This is a genomic window from Nostoc sp. (assembly GCF_036919615.1).
In the GTDB taxonomy this organism is placed as follows: Bacteria; Cyanobacteriota; Cyanobacteriia; order Cyanobacteriales; family Nostocaceae; genus Nostoc.
On the sequence record NZ_JBALCN010000098.1, the window covers coordinates 177,166 to 191,106 of the forward strand.

Genomic DNA, 13,941 nt, shown 5'->3' on the forward strand with positions numbered 1-13,941 from the left:
TGTCTGCAAGGGTGCAGTTCAAGGGGATAAATCCAGGAAAAATAGATTACAACCTGATTTAGGCTCCTTGTATTCTCAAGCCCAAATGAAGGACTAATAAGGCTTCTGGAAAACTTTTAGGTCTACTGACATTGCAAATAAATTTTTAGGTACATCAAATGTGAAAATTAGTTTTCATTCACGTCCACATGAGAACTACGTAGCTTTAATTTATAATCTCGTATTCCATCTCCTGAACGCTCAACAACTTCTCTTCCACAACCGTGAGATCAGGCTGATTCAGCTTCCCCAATGACTGCAACAGATTTTTGACTATAGTACTGTTCATACGAATAAACAAGTAAAATCATGAAACTTCTTAAATTAGTAGGCACGTTCTTGTTAACAGGAGCATTTGTAAGCGCTCAGACTATTACCAGCATAACTTTTTTACAGCCTGCTGCCTCACAGTCCACTAATCGCAGTAAAGCGATTGAAGTACCATTTAAAGTTTGCTATTCATCTGAAATATGGGTACGTCCTACTAAAGCAGAACAAATAAAGTTTCTGATGTCTAGGAAAGCAAGATATGGTGATGTGACTAAGGAACCTAAGCGTTATTATGACCTTGAAAGATGGTGGAGCCATAATATTTTTTCGTTCACAATGTTTGGTGGTAGTGCTTTTGCTGATTATCATTATTTGGCAGGTTTATGGACTCTCAAAGGTAATCCTGTATGGCAATGTGATGAATCATCAAGGCATAAAATTAATACTAAAGAGATAGCTGAAGTCTGGGTTTTGCTGTATAAGGCAATAAGTATTAAGTGGGTAGGCAATCACTATCTTATGGTAGTTAAACCTACAAAAAAAGGTTTTCAATATATTGAATTACCTAGACAAGAGCATCAGGATTCACTTCCATTAAAAGTCATTACTGAAGACGGTAGCGACATAAAAGTCTTACCTTTTTCAGACACGCGAAGTTGATTGTAACTCAAGTTACTAATTATCTGATTACGGCTTACCTAACACTATAGATAACCTTTGTATTTCTGACTCCAGCACACTCAATACCTTCTCTTCCAAAGCTGTCAAATAAGCGCGGTTCAGCTTCCCTAGCAACTCCAGAAACTTATGCATCGATTCTAACAACGCACCTGAATACACTCGACTGATGCGATCGCTCCTAGAACACCGATTCAGTAATAAAACGCAAGACTGGAAAACCAGATTTTTAGGTTATTGAAACCACAATTTCCTTCATGCGCCTCAAAGAAATCCTAATTTTTCGTCATGACTCTGATTAATGAATCGGTGTTCTAGAGAAATGCTAACTATCTACATCTTCTCAACTTCTATTTGGTTTTGTTGATTTCTTGCCAATTGTAGAGCCTTAGTTAAGTATTTTGCAGCAATGCTTTTGCTTTTGCTTAACTTAGTCCCAAGTTTTCAGATTGTAAGCAACCACGCTCAATTTTGGTAACTTCTTGGATAATGATGACTTCTTGGATAATTTGGGTATCGCTCTGCGAGATGCATCTGCTCCAGCACTGCGCGCCCCAAGAGTCCATAGGGGTTGCCGAGCGTTTCGATGATCTCAAAGTGGTTGTACCCCTCGCCGACCAATAGCTGTACTGGCTTGCCGTGCGCCTGCACGGCTGCTACAAACTCACGCGACTGACGCATGAACTCCGGACTCTCAAGTGTGCCATAGGCAACGATCACCGGAGCGTTGAGCTGGTGCAGATGGCGCTGCGGACTCAACGCTTGCTCCACCGCGTCGGTGAAGTTGATGTATTCGCGGCGGCTCGACAGACGCACCGCTTTCAGGTCGAACATGCCACTACAGCATAACCCGCCTTTGACGATGTCAGCCGGCAGGTTGAAGTCCCGACGCCAGTCGGTAGTCAGGATAACGCCAGCGAGATGGCCCCCCGAAGAATGACCAGAGACATAGATGCGGTTAGCATCTCCGCCAAAGTGCTGGGCGTTGTGATACACCCATGCGACAGCGCGGCGCACCTGCTGGGCCAGCGGCAGCAAGCTTCCGCCCACGTTCTGCACCCAGGCGAAGTCTAGCACGACGAAATGTACGCCAGCCTGTACGAAGAGTTCCGCTGGGAAGGCATAGTCCTTGGCTAAACCTGAGCGCCATGCGCCACCATGAATGTGGATATTAATCGGCGCGTTATGGCGCTCGGCCCTGTAGACATCGAGTTTCTCAATGGGAGTAGCACCATAGGCATAGCGCTGCGGCGCGGCCAATCGGGTACGCACGTCATTGCTGTTGGTAGCGTAGCGCTTGAGGAGCTGCTGTGAATTTGCGGCCCAGACGCTCTGGTCATAGGCGGCATCAAGTTCGGCTTGATCCAAGTCCAACCAGACCAGTGGCCCTTTGAGGCGGGGCGTTTGGGGCGCTGGCGTCGGTTGCTGGGCAAGACCAGTCTTGGCGGCTGCAATCAGGGCGACGGCAGTGCCACCACCGAGAAACACGCGTCGCATCATGCGATTGTACGACATGTCTTTATTGCTCATCAGCAATTGCTTCTTTGGTCAGAATACTTACCATTAATTGACCAGTATTGCACAGATTTGGATTTTGCAAACATGCAGTTGGCTTTGTGGTACAACTCAAATCTTGGTTGACTGATACGGCGGCGACAGTAGATGCTGGTTATCCTGATAATCGTCAACTTGCAATTATAGCGGTGTTATCTTCGATAACGGTAACAAGGCAGGTTTGACTTTTTAACTGAACCGCTACAGGCTTTGGGATACGATGATGCTCATGCTTCTAGTAATGACTGACCAAGGTAATTTCTTTCAGCTTTGACACCAGGTAAAGCGAAGAAATATCCACCACCAATGGGGCGAATATACTCCTCTAAAGGTTCCCCAATCAGGCGATTTTGCACTGTCACAAACCCCTTCTCTAAATCAGCTTGAAAACAGACAAACAATAAACCCATATCTAAATGTCCAGATTTGTCAAACCCGCGTGAATAATTGAAACCACGCCGCAGAATCAAACTCGACTCTGATTTGCGAGGATTAGCAAGGCGGATATGAGCATTTAGAGGAATTTGTTTACCTTTAGGGTCTTGATCATAATTGGGAATATCTTTCTCGTGCTTCATCCCCAAGGGTGCGCCAATTTCCTTGTTTCGCCCAATAATTGTCTCTTGCTCCTGTAGTGGTGTACGATCCCAGCGTTCGACTAAGTTGCGGATCACCCGCACTACTTGATAACTTCCCCCTTCTGTCCAAGCGGGTTCACTACTGTTTGGCTGTACCCAAACGACCCGGTTCATCAATTTGTCGTCAGTAGCATTTAGATTTGCCGTCCCATCTTTAAAACCAAGCAGGTTACGCACCGTAGATTTGCCTTGTTTTTTGTGGGTATTCGGCGGCAGAAACCCCGCTATTTGCCAACGCAAAGTTATCAAGTCAGGCAAGTTCTTAATGATATCGCGTAAAGCATGGAGATTCGATTCCTCAGTATTCGCACAGAATTGCAACAGTATATCCCCATGACATAAATCTGGGTCAAGCTGGTCATTATGAAAATTAGGCATCGTATCTAACCGCCTAGGTTTCAAGTTGCCAAGTCCAAAGCGGTTATCGAATAATGAGTTACCCACAGCTAGGGTGATTGTCAGGTTATTGGGAGCAATCTCTGGGCCCATAATCCCCGAATCACTGGGTGGAAATTTGGGGTCGCGCTGCTTGGGTGTTCCCCCTGCCATGAGAAACTGGATGCGCTCAGTTAAAGTTTTGAACAACCGCACTAAATCTGCTTTAGTTGTAGCACTTGTATCAAATGCAACCATTAACCCCGCAGCAGGAGTAGGGGTAAGAATACCTGCTTGGTGAAGCCCAAAGAACGGCACAACCTCTTCAGATGGGTCAAGAGGTGTTCCCAGAAGAGTCCGATAACCCAAAGTCGTCAAAGCTGCTATTCCACCTGCTGCTGCCATGCCGATTAACAAGTCACGACGGCTAATGCGGGGAGTAATACGTAAACTTGGTTGCCTTGTAATAGACATAATTTACTCCTCTAGGAATTCTTGATCAATTAGTTAACGCCGAGAGTGCCGCGCAACTGAGACAAATCTTCCGAAAGAGCAGCAATCGCTGTTTTCATGTCTTTCTTATCTGCTTCACTCACTTTGTCGTAGGTAGCAAAACCACCATCAGGGGTTTTGTATTTAGCAAGTTTTTGGTTAACTTTGGTGAAATTGCTATCCACACGCGTCAGCAAGTCTGGGTTGGCTTTTTGGATGACGGGGCGCAATAACTCTACAATCTTTTGGGAACCGTCTACATTAGCGCTGAAGTCCCAGAGGTCAGTATGACTGTAACGGTCTTCTTCCCCAGAAATTTTGGTAGCAGCCACTTCTTCAATCAAGCCAGCAGCACCGCCAACCATATTTTTCGGTTCAATGGTCAAGGTGGCAATGCGCTTTTGTAGGTCTAGTCCATCTTTGTGTAGCTTTTCGGCAAAAGGTTTCATGCCTTTTGTAGTTTTGTCTTGGAATAAAGCTTTCTCTATCCGATGGTATCCAGTGAATTGTGGGTCAGCCTCTTTTTTAGCAAAGTCATCAGCACGGGAATCCATAGTTTTATCGAGATCGGAGAAAAGTTCCGCTATCGGTTCTGCACGTTCCCAGTGGGCATGAGTAGGGGCATAGAGTTTCGTAGCTCTAGCAACGTCTCCAGCAATCACAGCATCCGTGAAGGTCTTGTTGTCTGCCACTAGTTGGTCAGTTTCTTTGGTGACATAGACTTTGTATTGGGCGATCGCACCGATTAATTGTCCTTGATCTACAGTCCCTTTGGCTTCAGAATTTCCAACTCCTGCTTTGACTGTGAGTTTCCCTTTGGGATTGCTGCGTAAACCGCAAGCCATGTCATATTCACCCGGTTCTAGATTGGTTTTGAGTTTTTGAACGAAGCCAGGAGCAATATTTTCCTTTTCTTCAACGACTTTCACTCCAGACAAAATCTCCCACTCCAAAGGTTGGCTGCTTTTATTGGTAAGCACAAAGTTGTTTTCCCCAGATGCTAGTGTCAGCTGATTGGGTTCGCAACCTTTATCTGTCACAGTCAAAGCAGTTTCCACAGAATTGTTAGCAGAGGTATCACTAGCTACTTTAGCTTCTGGGGAATTATTCGCGGAAGTATCGCTTGATTTGTTGGATTCACAGGCAGCTAGTGTCAAGGCAATTAGACAGATAATTGTTGAGTACTTTAAAACATTTTTCATTCTTGTATTTTCCTAAAAATTATTCAAGTAGCTAAGAATGCCTTGCTGTAGTCTTCTGTCCAGCGTTATCCCCTAAGAAGAACAGCAACATGGTCGGAATTAGATAGCCAAAATAGGCGATCGCCTCGCTGACAGTCGGGGTATCGTTATAACCAAAAAATCCCGCCAAAAGTGAACCGAGAAACCCGTTCTTGGGAAGTACTCCACTAGCATCAAATAAGACTGTTTGTAGTGAATTCCACACTCCTGCTTCATGGAAAGCTCTCACCCCACTTGCTAAGAGTCCAGCAGCAACCACGATAATGAAGACTCCTGTCCATTTAAAAAATCGCTTCAAGTTGATGCGGATACCACCTTGATAGATGCCTACACCGACGGCTAGTGCGGCTGCATATCCAAACAATGCCCCCACGGGAGCTTGAATTCCCAAATTTTGCTGAAACGTGGCCAGCAAAAACACTACTGTTTCCAGACCTTCCCGGAGTACTGCAAAGAATGCCATCCCCACTAGTGCTATACCCCATTTATCCCCCGACTGAATCGCAGTTTCAATTTGAGACTGTAACTCGCCTTTAATCGAACGAGCAGCACGGCGCATCCAGAAAACCATCCAGGTGAGAACCCCAACTGCGACGATGGAAATTACCGCTTCAAATAGCTCCTGTTCTTTCTGCGGAAACTCCTGACTGGTTATTTGCAAAATAATTCCAGCACCTAGACAAAGAATAGTCGCTAGTACGATGCCAATCCAGACTGACTTCATCAAATGGGTACGACCAGTTTGCTTGAGATAACTGGCAATGATCCCCACGACAAGTGCAGCTTCAACGCCCTCTCGGAACATGATCAAGAAGGGAAAAAGCATGGATAACCTTATTAGTTATAATTACTATCTAATCATCATGAGAATAATAACTTACTTGAGAACATTTGTATATAACTACCAGTTAAAAATCTTTAAAATCCGAGAATAATAAATTTTCTGTTTAAATGACGTCTATCAAACAAATATTGCAAACTGTAAATTATTACTCAATCTAACTACGTAAGTAAATAAATAAAACAACTCCTGCAATGCATTGCTAAAAGTTTTTTCAGTGTTTTCACTTATGTAAATGGATAGCAAAGTGTTATTTTAATACCTCTGTTTCCCGGATTAGCTAACGTAATATCAATTGACAATTGGGATTGTGTTATACATGTTGTGGCGACGGTAAAGCGATGTGATTTTTGAGAATCTGTATTTAACGTGAGTTCGACGAACCTCTTCCTGTCTGAACTAAAGTTTAAGTCTGTCCCTCTCAGAGTCTGAGAGGGACAGGTTTTACGCATCGAACTCACGTCACATTTATCACTGGTTTGGCACTAGTACCGCTGCGCGGAAGTCAAAAGTCACTTGTACTGAGCGTAGCCGTAAAACCTGCGGCATAGCTTCTCTACGAGAGGCTGCGCCTTAAGCGTTGGCGCAGCCTCTCGTAGAGAAGTAAAAGTCACTCATTCAAAAGAGTTGTATTCTGGGCTTTTGCGCCATTTTGTAGACGCAGAGCGGCTTCCCAGAGGGTATGGTATGTTTATTTACGCCGTGATGTACTAGCAGAACACCCACGAATCCTAATAAATTCACAGAGATGGGCGTTAGTTCTAAAGAGTATCGATAAGTGCTTCTATTTATACTCCTGCAAAGCCCCTAACTTCCGAATTCCTGGCCAAATCATGGCTGTAGCAATCACCACCACAATGGTGCCAATTCCACCACCCACAACCGAAATCACCGGGCCAAACAAAGCCGCAGTCAAGCCTGACTCAAAGCCCCCCAACTCATTCGAGGCACTAATAAACACGCTATTAATAGCAGCAACTCGACCACGCAAATGATCCGGTGTTCTGATTTGAACTAATGTATGGCGAATCACAACGCTAATACTATCTAGTGCGCCACCAAGGATCAACATCAGCATAGATAGCCAAAACGAATGAGAAAGTCCAAAGATAATTGTCACAACGCCAAAGCCAACCACTGACCATAATAAGGCTGGGCCTGCTTTGCGTAACGGTGGTAAATATACCAACGTAATCGTCATTGTCAAAGCACCGATGGAGTGTCCTGCCTGAAGATATCCCAACTCCACTGGCCCCACATGTAAAATATCTTTGGCAAAGATGGGTAGCAACGCGATCGCACCACCCAACAATACAGCAAACATATCCAATGTAATCGCCGCTAAAATCAACTGATTCTGCCAGACAAATTTAGCACCAGCTGATAGGGCTTTGAGTGAGATTGGCTCAGTTGTGCGGATGGCTTTTTGCTCTTTGATCGGTACTGTTAAAATAAAACACAGCAACGCAGCGATCGCTGTTAGTACATATACTCCTGTAGCACTTCCCAGCAAAGCGATGCCGAATCCCCCCAAGGCTGGGCCAATAACAGCAGCCAACTGAAAGCTATTACTATTCCAAGTTGCTGCATTGGTAAACGCACTGACAGGTATCAACTGCCACATTAAGGCATCACTAGCAGGTCTGAGGAATGCCCTAGCGACACCTGTTAATACCAAGCAGGCGTAAATTAGAAAAATTTCACCTTGGGTATAGGAAAGCACTGCCAAAGCCAGCGAACAGAGACCTAGCAGCATTACTGACAGTAACATGATAAGTTTGCGATCGCGGCGATCGGCCACATGTCCGGTAATCAAGGTGAGAGCAATCATCGGCAAGACTTGCGCCAGTCCCACACCACCTAGAATTATCGCTGAGTTAGTCCGCTCATAGAGTTCCCAGCCGATGGCTACAGTTTGCATTTGTGACCCCACAGACAGCACCAGCCGTCCAATGGTAAATAGCCGATAGTCTCGAAACTTCAAGGCTGCAAAGGGATCGTGCTGTGCAACCTCAGAGTTATGGGGATTTAAGTTCCGTTTGCTCGAAGACATTTTTTAGTAGAGTTAAGCCTTCTTCAATGTTGGAAATTTGCTCTTGTGTAAGACCTTTCAGCAGGTCGGTAATATGAGTACGAGTTTGATCTTGGGATTGCTTGAGATGGTGTTTTCCATCTTCAGTCAAATTCAGCAGCACTCGCCGCCGCTCTTGAGGATGAGCGATGCGTTGCACAAAGTCGCGTTGTACCAAGCGTTCTATGGTTGCTGATGCTGTGGCAGCGGTGACACCTAAATGCTCTGCCAAATCAGATAATGAAGCACCAGGATTGCGGTTGATAAATGCTAGCGATCGCAACTGAGGTATAGATAAAAAAGCAGCGCTGTGAGCACGCATATCCGCTCGGATAAACCGCATCACTACTGGAACTGTGTCCATTACCCTAGCGGCACATTCTTCGGAAGTTGCACCCTGAGTAGGTTTATCCAAGGTCATGGGCTTGTTGTTCTCCTAATTACATCGCCACGCGTGGAGCAAGTTTTCCACCGATAATGGCTAAGATTATTAATGTTAATAAGAGAATTGTACAATCCAGACCAAAGCCATAGATGCTAGTACCGCAAGGCGGAAGTCACTCATTCAAAAGTCAAAAGTCAAAAGTATTATGGAATGGGCTTTTTAGGGTTTTTAAATGGTTGCTCTATTTACGCCGTGTTGTACTAGTGCCATTGCGGATTACATTGCTACCCGTGGATAAAGTCGTCCACCGATAATTGCCAAGACTGTTACTGTTAATAAGAGAATTGCCAAATCCCAACCAAAGCCATAGACGCTGATTCCATCCACTAGCATTGCGCTGCGTAAGGCGTCAACCTGATAAGTTAAAGGATTTAAGTGGGAAACAAACTTTAACCAGTCAGGCATAATTGAGATCGGATAAATAGCATTGCTGGCAAAGAAAAATGGCATGGTTAACATTTGTCCAATTCCGGTCATCCGCTCTCTGGTTTTTGCCAAACAGCCAATAATCAATGAAAAAAGACAAAAGCAAGCCGCCCCCAGCATCACTATCAGTAGCACTTGCCCAAAAGCTAGAGGATGGAGATTTAATTTTACACCTAAGACAAAAGCCAATACATAAATTACTGCTACCTGTGATAAGCACCGTACCCCACATGCTATAGCTTTGCCCAAGACCATTGCTATACGGGGTGTAGGACTAGCAAGAAATTTATGTACAATCCCTAAATCTCGCTCCCAAATTAGTGTCATTCCACCTGTGATAATAGATACATACAACACACTTTGAGCGAGAATGCCAGCAGCCATGAAGTCTAAATAAGGTAAGTTCCCTGTCGGAATTTCCCGAAGTTTGGAGAACACTTGCCCAAAAATCAGCAACCATAATGACGGTTGTACTGATCTGACTACTAAATCAGTGGGATCGTGGCGGAGTTTACGCACTTCCAATTCGGCGATCGCCAGAGTTTTCGTAACTAGCTCTTTAATTGCAGAGATCAGATTGGCTCGGACAGTGGGTGGTGCTTTAACCCAACCGTTGAACAGTCCGTCTGGTTCTTGCTGTATCACGATAGTTGACTCCTGATGTTAACTGGTCGCCTGTATAGTAAATAAAGACATCATCCAAAGTTGCGTTTGCTTTATCTAAAGAAGCTTTTAAGTCGCTTGGTGTACCTGTAATTACGACTTCACCTTGTCGCATAATCGCCACTCGGTTACATAAGCTGTCCGCTTCTTCTAAAAAGTGGGTTGTTAAAAATATAGTTGTGCCGTAATCAGCACAGAGTTGTTCCACAAGTTGCCATACTTGAGTTCGAGCGATCGGATCTAGTCCAACAGTCGGCTCATCCAGAAACAAAATTTTGGGTTGATGCAGAACTGATACGCCGATTTCCAGCTTGCGGATCATCCCACCAGAGTAGTTGCGTACCAAGCGCTGCGCCGCATCTTGCAAACCCATGTATTCTAGAATCTCATAGATGCGGCGATCGCGTCCTTTGGCAGGTATTCCATACAGCTTGGCGAAGATTAAGAGATTTTCGTAACCCGTGAGGCTACCATCAGCAGAGAGCGCCTGGGGTACATAGCCGATAGCCCGTCTCACAGGATTAGGTTGACGAGTCACATCATAGCCAGCCAGAGTTGCTTTCCCTGCACTGATAGGCAGTAAAGTTGTCAACATCTTAATCACTGTACTTTTCCCTGCCCCATTGGGCCCAAGCAGTCCAAATACTTCACCCTGTGCCACAGATATGCTCAGGTTATTAACAGCCGTTAACTTGCCAAAACGGCGCGTGAGTCCCTGAGTTTCCAAAATCAGCGGTTTTGACTCGTTAGGAGGTTCTAACTGATTTATTTTTCCCGTCAGTATTGTCACAAGTTTGATGCACCAGCATTAATTAGTTAAACTAACTATTAGTTTCTCAATATATTTGTTTGAAGTCAATAGACTTCTGGCATAAATTTGAATCAGAGTAAAAAGAAACACAGTAGAGTGGCGGCGAGGTTATTGATGAGCAAAGTATCACTGACAAATTAACTGCAAACACTTGCTAGGATAATCAATAGGTAAAGAAATGTTCAGAATGCCTACTGCTGCTCAGTTGGGAAGTCTATGCCGCATTTAATTTTCATCAACAAGCTGCAAAACCCTCTTGTATAAGGGTTCCGCCACCCAAAATCCCGCCTGGTTAATCAGTGCATCTAACAAAGGTTTCACAGCAGAAATCAGCCTTTGACTTTTAGCTTCAACCAAGATTCCTAAAATCCCTGTGTAACCAAGATTTAGCCTAGCTGCAACCATGCGACCACGACGTTCATCAATCAAAACTTGATCTGCTTTCATTTCCAGCGCTAGAGCGAGCGCTTCAGCTTCACCAATATCCAGTTCATTGCTGAGTGCTTCAACCAGTATACGATCTTGAACTGGACGAGTTTGAATCCAGATAAAAGTTTGGACTTCAATTGCACCTGCAACTGGAAAGTTGAGATCAGTCAGTTCTCGGTAGACAGCTTCAGGAATTAGGACTGTTCCATAAAGCTGTTGTAGTAAATGAAGATAGTTAATGGCGGCGAGGTTATTAATGGGCGAAGTATCACTGACAATGATCACAGTCTACCCATCGCCCGCAAGTTTTCTATATCTTGTTCAAAATCCTCGACCCCATAATGCACTGAAATTTGACGACTTGCGAGTAGATGCTGAAATGCTATACGATTCATGCCTGCAAATCGGCTGGCTTGAGCAAGGGTTAACTTTTCTTTTTGAAAGAGCATCACTGCAATTTCCTGCTTCATTTCGCCTTCAGTCATCCGAGTTGCAGTTAATATTTCATTAGGAATGACGACGCTCATAATTATAATCCTCTCTATCACTACTATTCTAAGCAGCTTGGGCATCGCCAAGTGATAATTAGGTAAATAAATCGTCTCATCATGGTTTGAAGCACTGCACCAGGATATAGCGGAAAGAGCGATCGCCCATAACCTATAATTAATATGCTGTTTAAAATAGTCAATGTCACAAGGATCTTAAAAATGGACGTTGAAAAACTTAGTGATCAAACAATAGAGGTATCAGACATTACAGGTTGGAATAAAAATGGACAAAAATTTTTAGTATCAAAAATTAGATCAAGAGACATTCAAGAAGATATTAAATCCAAAGTAGAAGAAATTCTCAAGTTCGAGCATGAACATAATAAAGTCATAGTTCCTTATGCTATGATTGCTACCCCTGAAAACATTATTTTTTTTAAATGGGATGGGAAAAATCTAGAGACTCTCTACACTTTCCCAACTCACGAAGTTATGTCTGAATACGATTCCAAATTTGCAAACAAGAGAATTTCGGAGTCTTATCTAGAAATATTAGTTGAGAGTTGGTTAAGAGATTTAGCATATAACTGGAAAACAGATAATCCTCCTAAATTACAAGAGTTAAAACAAATAAATTTTGTACAAAAGCTGGCAGATGCAGCATAAGGGTAGAAAAACTAGTGACTATACTTTATCTTGAAACTAACTTTTTCATTGGTTTCGCTAAAAACCAAGATAAAGATTCTGATGTTTTAATTTTTCCTCAAATAAATGAGCAAATATCGCAAATTAAAATTGTGATTCCTGCAATTTGTTGTATGGAATCTCTTCTGTTCTAGAAGATGAACGCAGAAGAAGACATAGTTTTACAGAAAGGTTAGAGAGAGAAAGAAACGAACTGAAAGGAAATATAAATTCTGAATCTTCTGCGGAAATTTTGCGTTCTCTTCAAACCGTAAAAATTCATAATGAAGCAATGATTAATGATATTGACAATCGCCTTTTTGAAGTTTTGAAATGGGCTGCTAGTAATGTAGAATTAATAAATTTAGAATCATCTATACTCATTACCAGCCTTAATGAACAACTTATTCCTGATCCGACAGATAACTTAATTCTACATTGTATTCTTGCTCATGCCAAAACATCTTCCGATGATCATAAAGTTTTGTTAAGTGGAAATTCTAAAGACTTTGGTACAAAAGAGATTAAACAAATATTGGGTGCAGCAGGAATAAAAAAATATGTCGCAAGTACGCGAGACTTTTTAGGGTGGTTACAGTCAATTTAATTATTAGAGTAGAGTGCGATCGCCTATACTAATTTTGAGAGCGCTCACAGCAATAAAATTAAAAAAAATAGTATAGAGCGATGCCTACGGCTGGCTACGCTTACGCATTTCTAAAATTATTCCTAAACCAGAGATTTAGTTTAGCAAAGGCGATGTCTGCCTTTAAAAGTTCAGAATTTTAAATGTGAACTCTTGATTTTTTTTGAGTAATTTATTCTTGGAAGTCCCTAATTCGCAGCTCATTTTTGAATTGGCTATATTGGCAAAGCCCACCAATTCGGGAGCATCAAATGTGGAAAAGTTCCAGAGTCAGTGCAGTAAAAGCGCCAGACTCGTCATACTTGACGCTCAATTGTTGCAATTTGGAGTCTGTCACCAGCCAATTCGCTGCCAAAATCAAAGGAGTACCAACACTCACTTTATCTGGACAACTGATAGAAACTCCGTCAGGTAAAAAGAAGGTATTTTGTCCTTCCCAACTAGGGTGTAGTTGAGTTGGTACAGGCTCAGAAATCTTTAAATCGGGGGTAATAGTGACGGAGGTTCCTTGCCAATTGCCACTCAGATTTCTTTCAGATACCTGTTCTATTTCTTTAGACCAGTGTTTACTAGGGAAACCTGTAGCATCTTCACGAATGTTCGCCGTTCGGAACAAAGCTCCTTGCTGATCGTAAACAATACCGACACTATGTCGTAGTTCCTCGTCCTTGAAAAATAATTCAACAGCAAAAAAGGAGTCAATTTTTAACTGCATTGTCACCCAAGCAGCATGACCTGATTCAAAGAACAACCCCCTCATCCACTGATTTGCAGGGTGAAAAACCCCATCAACTAAGCTATTAGACTCGAAATTATATTCCCAACTTTCTTCCTTGATTGTGCCATCAGCATACATATAGCGATTAGTGTGAGCTATTTCTGTCTGCTGTGGATTGCTCTGAAAGCTTCTCAGACTACGAAACGACTCGGTAACTTCTCCTTGGGGGGAATATCTTGTCCAAATACCGTGCCAGTCGCACAAATGGTTTGCTGTCAAATTTTTCCAGTTTTGTGCTTTTAATTCCATATAATTATTCACCTGCTAATTAACTAATTTTTCCCTAGATTAAGTCGTTTGAGGGGCAAAAGCTATGCTTTCATTGCTAGTGTTATAAAAGATAATCGACCACAGGTTTAACGTGGATTT

General features: G+C 43.1%; 16 protein-coding genes. 4 read left to right on the forward strand and 12 right to left on the reverse strand.

All coding sequences use genetic code 11. From position 1 onward, the window contains the following. The first annotated feature begins 348 nt into the window (after positions 1 to 348). The gene (locus V7K48_RS30440) at positions 349 to 969 is read left to right on the forward strand and encodes a hypothetical protein (RefSeq protein WP_335078330.1); all 621 of its coding nucleotides are present in this window, start codon (positions 349 to 351) and stop codon (positions 967 to 969) included. A gap of 27 nt (positions 970 to 996) precedes the next feature. On the opposite strand, the gene V7K48_RS30445 is transcribed toward V7K48_RS30440, so the two are convergent. Both V7K48_RS30445 and V7K48_RS30450 read right to left on the reverse strand, forming a co-directional pair. Next, the gene (locus V7K48_RS30445) at positions 997 to 1,122 is read right to left on the reverse strand and encodes a hypothetical protein (RefSeq protein WP_335078333.1); all 126 of its coding nucleotides are present in this window, start codon (positions 1,120 to 1,122) and stop codon (positions 997 to 999) included. A 330-nt stretch (positions 1,123 to 1,452) separates the two neighbouring features. Continuing rightward, a complete protein-coding gene (locus tag V7K48_RS30450; RefSeq protein WP_335078335.1) occupies positions 1,453 to 2,517 on the reverse strand; it encodes an alpha/beta hydrolase in 1,065 nt (354 codons plus the stop codon). 86 nt (positions 2,518 to 2,603) lie between these two features. Between V7K48_RS30450 and V7K48_RS30455 the strand changes: the two genes are divergently transcribed. Then, on the forward strand, positions 2,604 to 2,726 hold the full coding sequence (locus tag V7K48_RS30455) for a hypothetical protein (protein WP_335078339.1): 123 nt from the start codon (positions 2,604 to 2,606) through the stop codon (positions 2,724 to 2,726). A 42-nt stretch (positions 2,727 to 2,768) separates the two neighbouring features. Here V7K48_RS30455 and efeB read toward each other — a convergent pair whose 3' ends face one another. The 9 genes from efeB to V7K48_RS30505 all read right to left on the reverse strand — a co-directional run bounded on the left by efeB (position 2,769) and on the right by V7K48_RS30505 (position 11,500). After that, the gene (efeB, locus tag V7K48_RS30460; RefSeq protein WP_335078341.1) at positions 2,769 to 4,028 is read right to left on the reverse strand and encodes an iron uptake transporter deferrochelatase/peroxidase subunit; all 1,260 of its coding nucleotides are present in this window, start codon (positions 4,026 to 4,028) and stop codon (positions 2,769 to 2,771) included. 29 nt (positions 4,029 to 4,057) lie between these two features. After that, entirely contained in the window at positions 4,058 to 5,248 is a 1,191-nt protein-coding gene (gene efeO / locus V7K48_RS30465; RefSeq protein ID WP_335078343.1) for an iron uptake system protein EfeO, read from the reverse strand. A gap of 31 nt (positions 5,249 to 5,279) precedes the next feature. Further along, positions 5,280 to 6,113 (reverse strand): iron uptake transporter permease EfeU, encoded by an 834-nt coding sequence (efeU, locus tag V7K48_RS30470; RefSeq protein WP_335078345.1) that lies wholly within the window; start codon positions 6,111 to 6,113, stop codon positions 5,280 to 5,282. A 799-nt stretch (positions 6,114 to 6,912) separates the two neighbouring features. After that, positions 6,913 to 8,181, reverse strand: coding sequence for an MFS transporter (locus V7K48_RS30475; protein WP_335078347.1), 1,269 nt, complete (start codon positions 8,179 to 8,181; stop codon positions 6,913 to 6,915). Next, positions 8,147 to 8,620, reverse strand: a complete 474-nt coding sequence (locus V7K48_RS30480; protein ID WP_335078349.1) for a MarR family winged helix-turn-helix transcriptional regulator — start codon at positions 8,618 to 8,620, stop codon at positions 8,147 to 8,149. Before V7K48_RS30480 ends, V7K48_RS30475 begins: the two co-directional genes overlap by 35 nt. A gap of 240 nt (positions 8,621 to 8,860) precedes the next feature. After that, on the reverse strand, positions 8,861 to 9,715 hold the full coding sequence (locus V7K48_RS30490) for an ABC transporter permease (protein ID WP_335078351.1): 855 nt from the start codon (positions 9,713 to 9,715) through the stop codon (positions 8,861 to 8,863). Further along, entirely contained in the window at positions 9,672 to 10,523 is an 852-nt protein-coding gene (locus tag V7K48_RS30495) for an ABC transporter ATP-binding protein (protein ID WP_335078353.1), read from the reverse strand. Before V7K48_RS30495 ends, V7K48_RS30490 begins: the two co-directional genes overlap by 44 nt. 246 nt (positions 10,524 to 10,769) lie before the next feature. Beyond that, entirely contained in the window at positions 10,770 to 11,258 is a 489-nt protein-coding gene (locus V7K48_RS30500) for a DUF3368 domain-containing protein (RefSeq protein ID WP_335078355.1), read from the reverse strand. Further along, complete coding sequence (locus V7K48_RS30505; RefSeq protein ID WP_334770116.1) at positions 11,255 to 11,500, reverse strand: UPF0175 family protein; 246 nt, start codon at positions 11,498 to 11,500, stop codon at positions 11,255 to 11,257. Before V7K48_RS30505 ends, V7K48_RS30500 begins: the two co-directional genes overlap by 4 nt. A gap of 183 nt (positions 11,501 to 11,683) precedes the next feature. Between V7K48_RS30505 and V7K48_RS30510 the strand changes: the two genes are divergently transcribed. Together V7K48_RS30510 and V7K48_RS30515 are read left to right on the forward strand one after the other, a co-directional pair. Then, a complete protein-coding gene (locus V7K48_RS30510) occupies positions 11,684 to 12,130 on the forward strand; it encodes a hypothetical protein (RefSeq protein ID WP_335078358.1) in 447 nt (148 codons plus the stop codon). Between the two features lie 145 nt (positions 12,131 to 12,275). Continuing rightward, positions 12,276 to 12,755, forward strand: a complete 480-nt coding sequence (locus tag V7K48_RS30515; RefSeq protein ID WP_335078359.1) for a hypothetical protein — start codon at positions 12,276 to 12,278, stop codon at positions 12,753 to 12,755. A 286-nt stretch (positions 12,756 to 13,041) separates the two neighbouring features. On the opposite strand, the gene V7K48_RS30520 is transcribed toward V7K48_RS30515, so the two are convergent. Continuing rightward, positions 13,042 to 13,821 carry a DUF3598 family protein gene (locus V7K48_RS30520; RefSeq protein WP_335078361.1) on the reverse strand — a complete coding sequence of 260 codons (780 nt, stop codon included), beginning with the start codon at positions 13,819 to 13,821 and terminating at the stop codon, positions 13,042 to 13,044. Positions 13,822 to 13,941: the final 120 nt, after the last annotated feature.

Coding starts and splice junctions, on each gene's coding strand:
- efeB (WP_335078341.1), bottom strand. CDS start 4,028: ATGTCTATTACAAGGCAACCAAGTTTACGTATTACTCCCCGCATTAGC.
- V7K48_RS30440 (WP_335078330.1), top strand. CDS start 349: ATGAAACTTCTTAAATTAGTAGGCACGTTCTTGTTAACAGGAGCATTT.
- V7K48_RS30450 (WP_335078335.1), bottom strand. CDS start 2,517: ATGAGCAATAAAGACATGTCGTACAATCGCATGATGCGACGCGTGTTT.
- V7K48_RS30510 (WP_335078358.1), top strand. CDS start 11,684: ATGGACGTTGAAAAACTTAGTGATCAAACAATAGAGGTATCAGACATT.
- V7K48_RS30445 (WP_335078333.1), bottom strand. CDS start 1,122: ATGCATAAGTTTCTGGAGTTGCTAGGGAAGCTGAACCGCGCTTATTTG.
- V7K48_RS30505 (WP_334770116.1), bottom strand. CDS start 11,500: ATGAGCGTCGTCATTCCTAATGAAATATTAACTGCAACTCGGATGACT.
- V7K48_RS30475 (WP_335078347.1), bottom strand. CDS start 8,181: ATGTCTTCGAGCAAACGGAACTTAAATCCCCATAACTCTGAGGTTGCA.
- efeU (WP_335078345.1), bottom strand. CDS start 6,113: ATGCTTTTTCCCTTCTTGATCATGTTCCGAGAGGGCGTTGAAGCTGCA.
- efeO (WP_335078343.1), bottom strand. CDS start 5,248: ATGAAAAATGTTTTAAAGTACTCAACAATTATCTGTCTAATTGCCTTG.
- V7K48_RS30520 (WP_335078361.1), bottom strand. CDS start 13,821: ATGGAATTAAAAGCACAAAACTGGAAAAATTTGACAGCAAACCATTTG.
- V7K48_RS30480 (WP_335078349.1), bottom strand. CDS start 8,620: ATGACCTTGGATAAACCTACTCAGGGTGCAACTTCCGAAGAATGTGCC.